This window comes from Geopseudomonas sagittaria (assembly GCF_900115715.1).
Taxonomy (GTDB): Bacteria; Pseudomonadota; Gammaproteobacteria; order Pseudomonadales; family Pseudomonadaceae; genus Geopseudomonas; species Geopseudomonas sagittaria.
In genome coordinates, this window is record NZ_FOXM01000008.1 from 85,579 (window position 1) to 99,250 (window position 13,672).

General features: G+C 70.6%; 16 protein-coding genes. 7 read left to right on the forward strand and 9 right to left on the reverse strand.

The genetic code is table 11. The annotated features are described in order from the left end of the window. Positions 1–129: 129 nt before the first annotated feature. The 7 genes from BM297_RS11475 to BM297_RS11505 all read right to left on the reverse strand — a co-directional run bounded on the left by BM297_RS11475 (position 130) and on the right by BM297_RS11505 (position 6,951). The gene (locus tag BM297_RS11475) at positions 130–621 is read right to left on the reverse strand and encodes a disulfide bond formation protein B (RefSeq protein ID WP_092431588.1); all 492 of its coding nucleotides are present in this window, start codon (positions 619–621) and stop codon (positions 130–132) included. A gap of 129 nt (positions 622–750) precedes the next feature. Beyond that, positions 751–1,971 carry a heme biosynthesis HemY N-terminal domain-containing protein gene (locus BM297_RS11480; RefSeq protein ID WP_092431592.1) on the reverse strand — a complete coding sequence of 407 codons (1,221 nt, stop codon included), beginning with the start codon at positions 1,969–1,971 and terminating at the stop codon, positions 751–753. Next, a complete protein-coding gene (locus BM297_RS11485; protein WP_092431594.1) occupies positions 1,968–3,212 on the reverse strand; it encodes a uroporphyrinogen-III C-methyltransferase in 1,245 nt (414 codons plus the stop codon). The genes BM297_RS11480 and BM297_RS11485 overlap by 4 nt, the downstream gene beginning before the upstream one ends. 51 nt (positions 3,213–3,263) lie before the next feature. Beyond that, complete coding sequence (locus tag BM297_RS11490) at positions 3,264–4,037, reverse strand: uroporphyrinogen-III synthase (protein WP_092431596.1); 774 nt, start codon at positions 4,035–4,037, stop codon at positions 3,264–3,266. After that, on the reverse strand, positions 4,034–4,972 hold the full coding sequence (gene hemC / locus BM297_RS11495) for a hydroxymethylbilane synthase (RefSeq protein WP_092431599.1): 939 nt from the start codon (positions 4,970–4,972) through the stop codon (positions 4,034–4,036). Before hemC ends, BM297_RS11490 begins: the two co-directional genes overlap by 4 nt. Positions 4,973–5,131: 159 nt before the next feature. Further along, positions 5,132–5,875 carry a LytR/AlgR family response regulator transcription factor gene (locus BM297_RS11500; RefSeq protein ID WP_092431602.1) on the reverse strand — a complete coding sequence of 248 codons (744 nt, stop codon included), beginning with the start codon at positions 5,873–5,875 and terminating at the stop codon, positions 5,132–5,134. Further along, a complete protein-coding gene (locus BM297_RS11505; protein WP_092431604.1) occupies positions 5,872–6,951 on the reverse strand; it encodes a sensor histidine kinase in 1,080 nt (359 codons plus the stop codon). The genes BM297_RS11500 and BM297_RS11505 overlap by 4 nt, the downstream gene beginning before the upstream one ends. 188 nt (positions 6,952–7,139) lie before the next feature. Here BM297_RS11505 and argH point away from each other — a divergent pair, with 188 nt between their 5' ends. The 3 genes from argH (at position 7,140) to BM297_RS11520 (ending at position 9,454) form a co-directional block, all read left to right on the forward strand. Next, a complete protein-coding gene (argH, locus tag BM297_RS11510; RefSeq protein ID WP_092431606.1) occupies positions 7,140–8,534 on the forward strand; it encodes an argininosuccinate lyase in 1,395 nt (464 codons plus the stop codon). A 158-nt stretch (positions 8,535–8,692) separates the two neighbouring features. Beyond that, on the forward strand, positions 8,693–9,154 hold the full coding sequence (locus BM297_RS11515; RefSeq protein ID WP_175526640.1) for a hypothetical protein: 462 nt from the start codon (positions 8,693–8,695) through the stop codon (positions 9,152–9,154). A 63-nt stretch (positions 9,155–9,217) separates the two neighbouring features. Further along, a complete protein-coding gene (locus BM297_RS11520; RefSeq protein WP_090312640.1) occupies positions 9,218–9,454 on the forward strand; it encodes a TIGR02647 family protein in 237 nt (78 codons plus the stop codon). Positions 9,455–9,544: 90 nt separating this feature from the next. Here the strand turns inward: BM297_RS11520 and rnk are convergent, their stop codons facing one another. After that, positions 9,545–9,949 carry a nucleoside diphosphate kinase regulator gene (gene rnk / locus BM297_RS11525; protein WP_092431608.1) on the reverse strand — a complete coding sequence of 135 codons (405 nt, stop codon included), beginning with the start codon at positions 9,947–9,949 and terminating at the stop codon, positions 9,545–9,547. Positions 9,950–10,223: 274 nt separating this feature from the next. Continuing rightward, positions 10,224–10,556, reverse strand: coding sequence for an iron donor protein CyaY (gene cyaY / locus BM297_RS11530; RefSeq protein ID WP_092431610.1), 333 nt, complete (start codon positions 10,554–10,556; stop codon positions 10,224–10,226). Positions 10,557–10,707: 151 nt separating this feature from the next. On the opposite strand from cyaY, the gene lptM reads away from it, so the two are divergent. From lptM to BM297_RS11550, 4 genes are read left to right on the forward strand one after another with little or no spacing between them, the layout of a single operon-like run. After that, complete coding sequence (gene lptM / locus BM297_RS11535; RefSeq protein ID WP_090312635.1) at positions 10,708–10,842, forward strand: LPS translocon maturation chaperone LptM; 135 nt, start codon at positions 10,708–10,710, stop codon at positions 10,840–10,842. A 55-nt stretch (positions 10,843–10,897) separates the two neighbouring features. Continuing rightward, positions 10,898–12,145, forward strand: coding sequence for a diaminopimelate decarboxylase (lysA, locus tag BM297_RS11540; protein ID WP_092431612.1), 1,248 nt, complete (start codon positions 10,898–10,900; stop codon positions 12,143–12,145). Between the two features lie 13 nt (positions 12,146–12,158). Next, the gene (gene dapF, locus BM297_RS11545) at positions 12,159–12,989 is read left to right on the forward strand and encodes a diaminopimelate epimerase (RefSeq protein WP_092431614.1); all 831 of its coding nucleotides are present in this window, start codon (positions 12,159–12,161) and stop codon (positions 12,987–12,989) included. After that, positions 12,986–13,672, forward strand: coding sequence for a DUF484 family protein (locus BM297_RS11550; RefSeq protein ID WP_092431616.1), 687 nt, complete (start codon positions 12,986–12,988; stop codon positions 13,670–13,672). The genes dapF and BM297_RS11550 overlap by 4 nt, the downstream gene beginning before the upstream one ends.

A 13,672-nucleotide genomic window follows, 5' to 3' on the forward strand; every position in this document is an offset into this window, starting at 1 on the left:
AGGCCATGGCAGGGACCTCCCACGGGCAATATCCTGCAGTAGCCAGTACCGGCGAGACTATGCCGGCTGCCTGCCACCAGCAAGCCATCCTCGGGAAAACTTTGATACGGCCGTTTGAGGCCGCAGCGCTCAGTCGCGGCGCAGCAGCTGCAGCAGCGCCACCGCGGCAAAGCCGACGAAGGCCAGCAGGCTCCACTCGGGAATGCTCAGGCCCAGCAGGGTCCAGGTCACCTCGGCGCAGTCGGCGGTGCCGTGCAGCATCAGGCTCACGATGTCCTGGAATGGCAGCGCCTCCATCATGTACTCGAGGCTCGGCAGGCAGGCCGGCAGCTGGTCCGCCGGCAGGCCCTGCAGCCAGATCTGCCGGCCGGCCGAGGCGATGCCGGCGGCAGCGAACAGCAGGGTCAGGCCGGCATACAGGCGCCGACCGAGGCGCTGCGGGCCGTGCATGGCGGCCACCAGGCAGGTCAGGCCGACGCCGATGAACTCGATGCGCTGGACCACGCACAACGGACAGGGCTCGAGACCCTCGACATGCTCCAGATACAGACCGAAGGCCAGCAGCGCGGCACAGGCGAGGAAAATGAGGAAATTCAGCAGGCGGGGGTTGGCCAGCGGCATGGCGGCTCCGGAGGGAGGAAACAGAAGGCCGCTACGGTAGAGGAAAGCCGGGCGGGCTTTCAAGGCTGCCCACCCGGCGGGTGCCGACGACCGTCGCGCGAAACGTGCCGTCCGTCACCTTCAGCCCGTTCAGCGCCCCGGCTGCGGCAGGGCCGGCAGCTCGCGGGCGAGCAGGCCGAAGCCTTCCTGGAGCAGACGGTTGCTGCGCTCCACCTCGCCGAGACGGGTCAGCAGCCGCGCCAGCTCGCCATAGGTTTCGGCGCTGCGCTCCAGGCGCAGGCTGTGCTCGAAGTAGTCGCGCGCCTTGCCCCACAGCTGGTTGCGCAGGGCCAGACGACCGAGGCAGAGCAGCAGGCCGGGATGCTCGGGATGCGCCTTCAGCCAGGCCTCCGCGCTGGCCAGCTGGCGGGCCGGCTCGCGCCCCTCGGCCAGGCCGTAGAGATGGGCCAGACGCGCGTCGAACTGGCTCTTGAGCGCGCCACGCAGCACTTCCTCGGCCTCGCTGCCGGCGCCCAGTCGCAGCAGCTGCTCGGCGTAGCAGGCCACCAGCGCCGGCGTCTGCCGCGCCGCCTGCGGCAGCTGCTGCCAGGCTTGCTGCAGCGCCGCCAGCGGCCGCTCGTCGCTCTGCGCCGCCCGAGCCAGCAGCGCGCTGCGCGCCTGCAGCTCCAGGGCGTCCAACTCGCCGTCCTTGAGCAGCTGCTGGCGGCGCAGGTCGGGCAGCAGCTCGCCCAGCGCCGCCCAGTTGCCGAGGCGCAGGTGCAACTGCTGCAGCAGGCGCAGAGCGAGGGGGTGGCGCGGGTGCTTGTCACGCACCGGCTGCAGCGTGGCCACCGCTCGCTCGTCCTCGCCGCGCGCCATCAGCAGCTGGGCCTGGGCCAGCGCGACCGCCACCGCAGCCTTCGGCTCGCGCAGGCGGGCCTGTTCGAGCAGCTGGTCGGCGGTGGCATGCTCGCCCAGCTCGCTGGCCGCGCGGGCGGCCGCCAGGTAGGCCACCAGCGGCTGCGGACTGTGCTCGGCAGCCCGACGCAGCAGGCGCAGGGCATGCGCCCAGCGTCCGGCGGCGAGCTCGAGCAACCCGCGCTGGGCGGCCAGCTGCACCCGCCGCGAGCGGTTGCGCCCCGACCAGGGATTGACCAGCCGTCCCGAGGCGCCCATCAGGCCGAGCAGCAGGCGCATGCCATAGAGCAGCGCCCACAGCGCGGCACCGAGGGCGAGAAACACCCACAGGCTGGACTCGTAGCGAAAGCCCTTCCAGGCGATCAGCACGTAGCCGGCATGCTCGGCCACTGCCAGACCGAGCAGGGCGGCGACGAGGATGGCCAGCAGGAACAGCAGGAAGGTCCGGTTCATGCTCCGCCCTCCTGCGCCGCTTCGCCGGGCGCCGGCGCGGATTCGGATTCGGATTCAGGTTCACCCTCGGCGGGCGCCGTCTCCGCCGGCGCGGCGGCCGGTGCCGCCTTGAGCGCGCCCGGTTCGCCCGCCGGAGCGGCCGCTTCCAGCTCGGCACGGGCGCGCTGCGCGAGGTAGGCCTGCAGGGCACTCAGCGCCGGGGTCAGGTCGGGCAGCTCCTGGGCCACCGGCTGGCCGGCCAGCTGGCCTAGCCGCTGGTAGAGCGCCTGGTTTTCCGGGGTATCCAGACCGAAGTAGCGCTGCAGCACTGCACGTCCCTGCTCCAGGGCGCCCTGGTAGACCTGCGGCTGGGCATGCAGCGCGGCCCACTGGGCCTGTTCGAGGGCCAGGCGCAGGGTCAGGCGCAACTGCTCGAGGGTCTGTCCGGCGAGCAGCGGCTTGACCTCGTCGCTAGCGGTGAACTCGAGGCGCACGAAACCGCTCAGGCGCTGCCACCAGTCGGCCCACACGCTGGCGCCATCGCCCTCGGCGACCTGCGCCGCGGCGGGCACGCCGCTGCCTTGCTGCGCCTGGAACTGCGGCTGGCGGGTATTCAGGCGCGCCGCCTGCTCACCGAGCGCGCCGAGCTGCAGGAACAGCCCGGTGCGGTCGATCACCGGCAGGGCCTGCAGGGCCTCCAGGCTGCCCACCAGCCGCTCGCGGACGGCGAAGGCAGCGGGATCGTCGTGATCGCGGAGGATCTGGTCGGCCGCGCTGACCAGGAAGCGCGCGCTGCCGACATCCTGCAGCGCCGACAGGCGCAGGCTGGCCAGGCGCAGCAGGTGCTCGGCCTCGGCCAGACGCCATTCCTGGCGGCTGGCGCCGAGCACGTTGTCGACCCGCTCGCTCAGCTGCTGCTGGCCGGCCTGCAGCTCGGCCAGCAAGCGGCGGCGCTCCTCCAGTTCGTCCGGTGACGGCAGACGGGACAGCTGATGGCTCATCACCAGGTCACGTTCGGCCAGCCCCAGGGTCTGGGTACGCGCCTCCTCCAGACGGGTCTGCTGCTGTTCGGCGGCGGTCTGCAGGCTGCGCACCTGCCACAGGCTCCAGCCGGCCACCAGCAGACCGCCGGCGCCCAGCAGCAGGGCCAGCAGCGGCAGCGCGCGGCCATTGCGCGACGCCACCTGCCGCGGCGCCACGGGGGTGGCGCTCGGCGCGGTCGCGGCGGAGGCTTGTTCGGTTTGCGGGGCGGGGTCGGTCACGTCGGCATCCTTTTGATCGGTTTACACGGCCGGCAGCGCTGCCGGCCGCTCTCAGCGTTCCATGGCGCCGGTTTCGGCCGCCAGTTGCGCCAGCAGGGCCGCAGCGCTGGCCCCGCGGCAGTCTCGTACATCCAGGGCGCCGGCCTCGCGCGCCAGCGCCGCCACCCGCGGGCTGGGCACGAACAGCGGCAGCCGCGCCAGAGCCGGCCAGTCGTCGCCGGCCAGCTGGCGCAGATGGCTCAGGCCCTCGCCGCTGCTGACCACCAGGCCATTCAGCGCGTGCTCGCGCACCGCCTGCAGCAGGCTGCCGGCGGGGTATTCCGGCAGGCGCCGCCGGTACAGGGAAAGATAGTCCACGGCGACGCCGCGCTCGCGCAAGCGTTCGCCCAGCCAGTCGCGCCCACCCTCGCCGCGCAGGATCAGCAGCCGCGGGTTGGGCACGTCGATGGCCTGCTGCAAGGCGGGCAGCGCCAGCAGCGCCTCGCTGTCGTCGCCGCTGTCCGGCCAGCTGGCCTCCAGGCCGTAGCCCTCGAGCAGCGCGCCGGTGGCGGCGCCGACGGCGAACCAGCGCTGGCGCGCCGGCGGCAGCGGCCAGTAGCGGTCGAGCAACGCGAGGCCGAGGCGCGCGGCCGGCTTGCTGACCACCACCACCGCGCAGTAGCGATCGAGGTCGAGGAACAGCGTGCGCTGCTCCGGCGTTTCCGCCAGCGCCTCGATCTCCAGCAGCGGCAGGCAGTGGCCGAAGACGCCCTGCGCCGCCAGCGTCTGCGCCAGCGCGGCGCAGTCCTCGGCCGGGCGGGTCAGCAGCAGGCGCCAGCCGGTCACTGCGCAGCGGCCTCGCCATAGACCTCGGCGAGGATACGCGCGGCGCCCTGGGCCAGCAGCGCCTCGGCCACCTGCACGCCGAGGGCCTCGGCCTGAGCGCGCGGCGCGCGGGCTTCGGCACGCAGCAGCAGGCCGCCGTCGGGCTGGCCGACCAGGCCGCGCAGCCACAGCTCATCGCCCTCGAGCAGCGCGTAGCAGGCGATCGGCACCTGGCAGCCGCCATTGAGACGCTTGTTCAGCGCGCGCTCGGCGCTCACCCGGTCGCTGGTGTCGGCGTGGTGCAGCGGCGCCAGCAGGGCGTGCACCTCGGCATCCGCCGTGCGGCACTCGATGCCCACCGCGCCCTGGCCGCCGGCCGGCAGGCTGTCCTCGGCACTGATGAAGGCGCGGATGCGCGCCTCGAAGCCGAGGCGGATCAGCCCGGCGGCGGCGAGGATGATGGCGTCGTACTCGCCGGCGTCCAGCTTGGCCAGGCGGGTGTTGACGTTGCCGCGCAGGAACTGGATCTTCAGGTCGGGGCGGCGCGCCAGCAGCTGGGCCTGGCGGCGCAGGCTGGAGGTGCCGACCACGCTGCCGGCGGGCAGCGCATCGAGACTGGCGAAGGTATTGGAGACGAAGGCGTCGCGCGGGTCTTCGCGCTCGCAGATGCAGTACAAGCCCAGGCCCTCCGGGAAGTCCATCGGCACGTCCTTCATCGAGTGCACGGCGATGTCGGCTTCATTCTCCAGCAGGGCGGTTTCCAGCTCCTTGACGAACAGACCCTTGCCACCGATCTTCGCCAGCGGCGCATCGAGCAGTTTGTCGCCGCGACTGACCATCGGCACCAGGCTGACGGTCAGTCCCGGATGGGCCTGTTCCAGGCGGGCCTTGACGTGTTCGGCCTGCCACAGGGCGAGGGCACTCTTGCGGGTGGCAATGCGGATTTCGCGGGACATGGGCAATTCCAGAAGCAGATGGACTGCCGCGATGATAACAGGCTCGGGGCCGAGGCTGGATTGGCCGGGGGGATGGAAAAGCACGCCTCATCACGTGCCGCTTGCGCCCCGCGCGCCCAAGCACCCCGCGACAGGCAGGACGCCCCGGCAGCTCAGCCCTCAGAGCTGGTTCATCAGCTTGCGCACCCCGGCCACATGGCGACGGCTGACGGTCAGCGCCTCGTCGCCGAGGCCGCGCAGGTACAGCTGAAAGTGCCCCATCGGCGTGCGCTGCAGGCGCTCGATGCGCGAGCGGGCGACCAGCGCGTTGCGGTGGATGCGCACGAAGCGCTCGCCGAACTCGTCCTCCAGCGCCTTCAGCGGCTCGTCGAGCAGCACCTCGCCGTGCTCGTGGCGCAGGGTCACGTACTTGTGATCGGCGATGAAGTAGATCACCTGTTCCAGCGGGATCAGGTCGATGCCCTTGCGGGTGCGCGCGCCGATGTGGCTGCGCGGTGCGCCATGCTCCTCGGCCGGACGGGTCAGCGCCGCCAGCTGCATGCGGTTGGGCCGCTCGGCCTTCTTCAGCGCCTCCTCCAGCGCCTCGGGACGCACCGGCTTGACCAGGTAGCCGACCGCGCTGACCTGGAAGGCCTCGAGGGCGAATTCGTCGTGGGCGGTGCAGAAGATCACCGCCGGCGGGGCTTCGCGCTCGCACAGCCGCGCCGCCACCTGCAGCCCGTCCAGACCGGGCATGCGGATATCCAGCAGCACGATGTCCGGCCTGAGGCTGTCGATCAGCGTCAGCGCCTCTTCGCCGTTGCTGGCCAGCGGCTCGAGCACGCGATAGCCATCCAGTTGCCCGACCATCCGGGCCAGGCGCTCGCGCGCCAGGGGTTCATCGTCGACGATCAGGACATTCATGATGCTCTGGCTTCCTGCGTAGGTCTTGCACAAGCATAGCGTAGACAGGTGAAGTGCCGTCCGTCACGGCGCTCGATGTTCAGACCGGCCTCTGGCCCGAAAAGTGCCGCAAGGCGTGCCTGGATATTGCCCAGCGCCAAGCGGGTGCCGCCCGACTCGGCCGCCTCCTCCGCCGCCAGCGGATTGCTGACGCACAGTTCGAACAGGCCAGCGTGGTAGCTGGCCCGCACCTCGACCCGGCCGCCGTCGATGCGCGGCTGGATGCCGTGGATGATGGCGTTCTCCAGCAGCGGCTGCAGGGTCAGCTGCGGGATCGGCAGGTCGTCCGGCACGCCGTCGATGCGCCAGTCCAACTGCAGCCGGTCGCCCAGGCGGTACTGCTCGATCGACAGGTAGCGCCGCGCCAGGGCCAGCTCTTCGCGCCAGGCCACCAGGCTGCCCGGCCTGGCCAGGCTGGCGCGGAACAGGTCGGAGAGGTCGAGCACCGCCAGCTCGGCCTTGTCCGGATCGCTGGCGATCAGGCTGGCGATGCTGTTCAGGCTGTTGAACAGGAAGTGCGGACGGATGCGCGCCTGCAGCGCCTCCAGGCGCGCGCGCAGCTCGGCCTGCTGCTGGCGCCGCCACTGGCTCTGCAGGTAGAAGTAGCGCAGCACCAGCCCGGACATGATCAGCGCGATCAGGCCGTGGCGCAGGTACAGGTTGAGCTGGCCCTCCTGGGGGCGCGGCACGGACAGCCCGAACCAGCCGGCCGCCCAGGTGCAGGCCAGGGTCAGCGCCACCACCAGCGCGCCGCAGAGGATGCCGGCCAGCGCCTGCGGCAGGCCCATCAGCCAGGGGCGCAGCCGGCACAGCGCCGCCGCCGAGAGCAGCACCAGCCACTGCACGAACAGCGAGGTCAGCGCCAAGCGCACCCAGTCGAAGGATGGCTGCAGCGGCTCGGCCAGCACCAGCACCAGCACCAGCAGCTCGGCGAGCAGCACCAGGCTGAGCAGCGCCTCGGGCGCGCACAGTTCGGGCAGGAAGAAGTCGTCGGACGAGGCCGGCGGTCGGGTGCCGGCAAACCAGGATTTGCGCATCCGGCCAGTGTCCGCCGCGACCGTTCGTCCGGCAAGCCCGCAGCGCAGCAGGCGGTGACCTGGATCACCGAAAGGCCGCCAGCGCCGCGTATCGCCGACACCGGGTTTTGCCGGGCGAGCTGGTATCATGCCGGGCACACGCCCCGCGGGGCCTCCGTCCTTTGCATGAACACAGCACGAGACACCTGATGAGCAGCGAAAAAACCAACCAGTCCTGGGGCGGCCGGTTCAGCGAACCGGTCGATGCCTTCGTCGCCCGCTTCACCGCTTCCGTCGACTTCGACAAGCGCCTGTATCGCCACGACATCATGGGCTCGATCGCCCACGCCACCATGCTGGAGCAGGCCGGCGTGCTGACCGCCGCCGAGCGCGACGCGATCATCGCCGGTCTGCAGCAGATCCAGGTCGAGATCGAGGCCGGCCAGTTCGACTGGCGCGTCGATCTGGAAGACGTGCACATGAACATCGAGGCGCGCCTGACCGACCGCATCGGCATCACCGGCAAGAAGCTGCACACCGGCCGCTCGCGCAACGACCAGGTGGCCACCGACATCCGCCTGTGGCTGCGCGACGAGATCGACGTGATCCTCGCCGAGATCACCCGTCTGCAAGAAGGCCTGCTGGCCCAGGCCGAGCAGCACGCCGAGGTGATCATGCCCGGCTTCACCCACCTGCAGACCGCCCAGCCGGTGAGCTTCGGCCACCACCTGCTGGCCTGGTTCGAGATGCTCTCGCGCGACTACGAGCGCCTGGTCGACTGCCGCAAGCGGGTCAACCGCATGCCGCTCGGCTCCGCCGCGCTGGCCGGCACCACCTACCCGATCCAGCGCGAGATCACCTGCCAGCTGCTCGGCTTCGAGGCCATCGGCGGCAACTCGCTGGACGGCGTGTCGGATCGCGACTTCGCCATCGAATTCTGCGCCGCCGCCTCGCTGGCGATGATGCACCTGTCGCGCTTCTCCGAAGAGCTGGTGCTGTGGACTTCCGCGCAGTTCAACTTCATCGAGCTGCCCGACCGCTTCTGCACCGGCTCGTCGATCATGCCGCAGAAGAAGAACCCGGACGTGCCCGAGCTGGTGCGCGGCAAGAGCGGCCGCGTGTTCGGCGCGCTGATGGGCCTGCTGACCCTGATGAAGGGCCAGCCGCTGGCCTACAACAAGGACAACCAGGAGGACAAGGAGCCACTGTTCGACGCCGCCGACACCCTGCGCGACTCCCTGCGCGCCTTCGCCGACATGATCCCGGCGCTCAAGCCGCGCGTCGAGGTGATGCGCGAGGCGGCCCGCCGCGGCTTCTCCACCGCCACGGATCTCGCCGACTACCTGGTGCGCAAGGGCCTGCCGTTCCGCGACTGCCACGAGATCGTCGGCCACGCGGTGAAGTACGGCGTGGCGACCGGCAAGGACCTGGCCGAGATGTCGCTGGACGAGCTGCGCCAGTTCAGCGACCAGATCGGCGACGACGTGTTCGCCGTGCTGACCCTGGAAGGCTCGGTCAACGCCCGCGACCATATCGGCGGCACCGCGCCCAACCAGGTGCGCGCCGCCGTGGCCCGCGGCCAGGCCCTGCTGGCCAGCCGCTGAGCAGGTAGCGCCGGCATTCGCACTTGCCCCCTCTCCCCTCGGGGAGAGGGCCGGGGTGAGGGGGAAACCCGCGCGACGGCCGAGCGCGACCAACGAGCGCTTGCCGCCCTCACCATCGGCGGGTTATGAAGGAGCCATCAGCTGCTCCGGAGCCCGCCATGTCTACCGCCGACCGCCCGCGCTTTCGCGTCAGCGCCGACCGCCAATCGGCCAGCCGGCGCCTGCGCTACGTGGAAACCAGCCGCCCGGATGACGGCAGCTGCACCCTCTGCCAGCTGGACGAAGAAAATCCTCCGGCGCTTGACGAGACCCCTGCCATGAGTCACAACTCCGCCGAAGACGATGCGGTCTTCGCCGAAAACAAGCTGATCGAAGCCATCGAGAACCAGATCGCCGCCGGCGAGCCGGTCGCGGCGCAGGCGACCCTCAACAAGCTGACCCTGGTCGGCTACGCCCGCGAGGACGCCGTGCGCCTGATGGCGCTGATCCTCGCCCACGAGATCGAGAACATGCTGGCGGAAAACCGTCCGTTCGACGGCGCCGGCTACGAGCAGATGCTGCGCGCCCTGCCCGAGCTGCCGGAAGCGCTGGGCGATGCGGACGACGAAGAAGACGAATAAGACAACCGGCACCATCCCTTGAGCGCGACCCTGTCGGTCGCCCTGCCCTGCACTGGAGGCACCATGAACCTGACCCCCGAGCTGATCGCCGAAGTGGAACTGCTCGCCCTGTTCAACCCGGACAACACCCAGGAGGGCCTCAAGATCCACCACGACGCCGCCCCGCAGAAGATCGCCGCCGGCGAGCGCCTGCACGCCAAGGGCCTGATCACCGAAGTCGACGGCGGCTACCTGACCAGCCTCGGCCTGGACGCGGCCGAGCAGGTCCGCGGCCTGCTGACCATCCTCCAGCCGGCCTGACCGCCGCCGCAAACAGCGCCGCACAACGCAAACAGCCCGCGACCGGTCACCCGGTCGCGGGCTGTTTGCATTCGCCAGGCTGACGAGGGCTCAGCGCACCTCGCCGGCGGCTTCCGGCTGGTAGTCGACGCCGAGCAGGCTCAGCTGCAGGGTCTTGCCACCCGGCACCGCCCAGTCGATGGTCTGCCCCACCGACAAACCGAGCAGGGCGCAGCCCACCGGCGCCAGCACCGAAACGCTGCCCTCGCGCCCGGAATCCTGCGGGTAGACCAGGGTCAGGTGGTACTCCTTGCCGCTGGCTTCCTCGCGGCAATGGGCGGTGGAGTTCATCGTCACCACCCCCGGCGGCACCTCGTCGAGACCGACCACCTCGGCGCGGCCCAGCTCGCGCTCCAGCGCCTCGGCGGTGGGACTGAACGCCTCCAGGCTGTCCAGCATCTTCTCCAGACGCTGCAGGTCGAGGCGGGTAATGGTAATCGGCGGCGACAGGCTCATGATGTCGGCAGGGCTCCTGGTGGATGGCTCGCGAAAAAGGAAAACCCCTCCCGCACCGGCTGTGTGAAAACATCGCGGACGTCGGCGAGGCAAAGCAAAACCGCGCCCCGCACCTTCTCCCGGGCGGGACAGGTGCGGGGCGCGGCTTCAACGGCGCATCGCCCGACGCGGTGTCTTTATACAACCGGCGCAGGCGGGGTCTGACCTGACCCTACCACAGCGCGACAAATAAGCAACCCGAGCGCCGCTGACCGGCGGCGCCAGCGGGGCGCGCTCAGAGCCCGGCGAAATCCACCGCGGCGCCGCCCTGCTCGCCGCTCAGGCGGGACAGCATCGCACCGAGGGCCTCGCCGTTGCCGTCGCAGATCCAGGTGCCGGCCGCCTCGTCGTAGTCGAAGTGGAAGCCGCCGGAGCGCGCCGCCAGCCACAGCTGGCGCAGCGGTTCCTGGCGACTGAAGATCAGCTGGCTGCCGTTGTCGAAACGCACGGTCAGCACGCCGCCGCTGTTCTCCAGATCAACATCCAGGCCGCTGGCGTCGAAGGCATCCTCGACCGCCAGTTGCAGGGCATCCACCAGGGCGTGGAACCGGGCTTCAGTAAGACTCATGGACTCTTCTCCGCTCGAACAGGAAATGGCATCGCCCCGCGTGCCGGGCGCACCGCGCAGGCCGCGTCCGCCGTGCGTCCTGGCGCATAGGCAAGCCCTCGGGGGGTCGGTATACTCCGGCGCAATCGATGCTTTTACAAGGATTTCCGCCATGAAGCGCCTGCTGCTTCCGTTCCTTGCGCTGATCGTGCTCAGCGCCGGCCTCACCGGCTGCGGCCAGAAGGGTCCGCTGTATCTCCCGGGCGATGAAAAAGCCGGTAGCAGCAAAGACCGTTTCGAATTCTAAGAGTCCGGCGCGCCTCGCCCAGTCGCGGGCGCCCGAGCTCCTTCAGGAGGCCTGCATGCAACCTTTCAACTACCGCGACGGCGAGCTGTTCGCGGAAGGCGCGGCGCTGTCCGCGATTGCCGAGCGCTTCGGCACCCCCACCTACGTCTATTCGCGCGCCCACATCGAGGCGCAGTACCGCGCCTACGCCGACGCGCTGACCGGCATGCCGCACCTGGTGTGCTTCGCGGTCAAGGCCAACTCCAACCTCGGCGTGCTCAACGTGCTCGCCCGCCTCGGCGCCGGCTTCGACATCGTCTCGCGCGGCGAGCTGGAGCGCGTGCTGGCCGCCGGCGGCGAACCGGGCAAGATCGTCTTCTCCGGCGTCGGCAAGAGCCGCGACGACATGCGCCGCGCGCTGCAGGTCGGCGTGCACTGCTTCAACGTCGAGTCCGACGTCGAGCTGGAACGCCTGCAGCAGGTGGCCGCGGAACTCGGCGTCAAGGCGCCGGTGTCGCTGCGCGTGAACCCCGACGTCGATGCGCAGACCCATCCGTACATCTCCACCGGCCTCAAGGAGAACAAGTTCGGCATCGCCATCGACGCCGCCGAGGCGGTCTACGTCCGCGCCGCCGAGCTGGCCAACCTCGAGGTGGTCGGCGTCGACTGCCACATCGGCTCGCAGCTGACCCAGCTCGAACCGTTCCTCGACGCCCTCGAGCGCCTGCTGGCGCTGGTCGATCGCCTGGCCGCGCGCGGCATCGCCATCAAGCACCTGGATCTGGGCGGCGGTCTGGGCGTGCAGTACCGCGACGAGGAGCCGCCGCTGGCCGGCGACTACATCAAGGCGGTACGCAAGCGCCTGGCCGGCCGCGAGCTGGCCCTGGTGTTCGAACCGGGCCGCTCGATCGTCGCCAACGCCGGCGTGCTGCTGACCCGCGTCGAGTACCTCAAGCACACCGAGCACAAGGACTTCGCGGTGATCGACGCGGCGATGAACGACCTGATCCGCCCGGCGCTGTACCAGGCGTGGATGGACGTCAGCGCCGTGCAGCCGCATGCCGGCGAGGTGCGCGTCTACGATCTGGTCGGGCCGATCTGCGAGACCGGCGACTTCCTCGCCAAGAACCGCGAGCTGGCCCTGGCCGAGGGTGACCTGCTGGCGGTGCGTTCGGCCGGCGCCTACGGCTTCGTGATGAGCTCCAACTACAACACCCGCGGCCGCGCCGCCGAGGTGCTGGTGGATGGCGAGCAGGTGCACCTGGTGCGCCGCCGCGAGAGCATCGAAGAGCTGTACGCCGGCGAAAGCCTGCTGCCCAACTGATCCGGAGGCAGGCATGCTGCTGCGTTTCACCAAGATGCACGGGCTGGGCAACGACTTCATGGTCCTCGACCTGGTCACCCAGCACGCCCACATCCAGCCCAAGCACGTGCGCCAGTGGGGCGACCGCCACACCGGCGTCGGCTTCGACCAGCTGCTGATCGTCGAGCCGCCGAGCCGCCCGGACGTGGACTTCCGCTACCGCATCTTCAATGCCGACGGCTCCGAGGTGGAGCAGTGCGGCAACGGCGCGCGCTGCTTCGCCCGCTTCGTCATCGACAAGCGCCTGACCGCCAAGAAGCGCATCCGCGTCGAGACCAAGAACAGCGTGATCGAGCTGAACGTGCGCAGCGACGGCCAGATCACCGTGGACATGGGCGCGCCGCGCCTGGAACCGGCGGAGATTCCCTTCGTCGCCCCGGAAGCCGCGCTTGCCTACGAGGTCGAGGTCGGCGGGCAGACCGTCGCGCTGGCCGCCATCTCGATGGGCAACCCGCACGGCGTGCTGCGCGTCGACAACGTCGACACCGCGCCGGTGCATGAACTGGGCGCGCAGCTGGAAGTCCACCCGCGCTTCCCGCAGAAGGCCAACATCGGCTTCCTGCAGGTGGTCGACGCCCACCATGCGCGCCTGCGCGTGTGGGAGCGCGGCTGCGGCGAGACCCAGGCCTGCGGCACCGGCGCCTGCGCCGCCGCGGTGGCCGGCATCCGCCAGGGCTGGCTGCAGTCGCCGGTGCAGATCAGCCTGCCCGGCGGCACGCTGAGCATCGAGTGGGCCGGCCCCGGCGCGCCGGTGCTGATGACCGGCCCGGCGCTGCGCGTGTTCGAAGGCCAGGTGCGCCTGTGAGCGAGCTGCCGGAGCTGGACGCCGAACAGGTCGCCGCCTGGCTGGCGGCGCACCCGCAGTTCTTCGTCGGCCGCGACGAGCTGCTGGAGACCCTGCTGATCCCCCACGAGGCCGGCCACGCGGTGTCGCTGGTCGAGCGCCAGCTGCGCCTGCTGCGCGAGCGCAACCACGAGCTGCGCGCGCGGCTGACCCAGCTGATGGACATCGCCCGGGACAACGACCGGCTGTTCGAGCGCACCCGCCGGCTGATCATCGCCCTGCTCGACGCCGACAGCCTCGAGGAACTGGTCGCCGCGGTGGAAGACAGCCTGCGCCACGACTTCCAGGTGCCCTTCGTCAGCCTGCTGCTATTCAGCGACAATCCGCCAGCGGTGGGCCACTGGGTCAGCCAGAGCGAGGCCCAGCAGGCGGTCGGCGCCCTGCTCGCCGGCAACAAGACGGTATGCGGCGTGCTGCGCGCCGAGGAGCTGGCCTTCCTGTTCCCCGCCGCAAACATCGCCAGCATCGGCTCGGCGGCGGTGGCGGTGCTCAGCCATCAGGGCCTGCACGGCGTGCTGGCCCTCGGCAGCCCCGATCCGCAGCACTACAAGAGCTCGCTGGGCACGGTGTTCCTCGGCCACGTGGCGGAGATCGTCGCCCGCCTGCTGCCGCGCCTGGTGCCGCCGCTGCGCGCGGTACGCTGA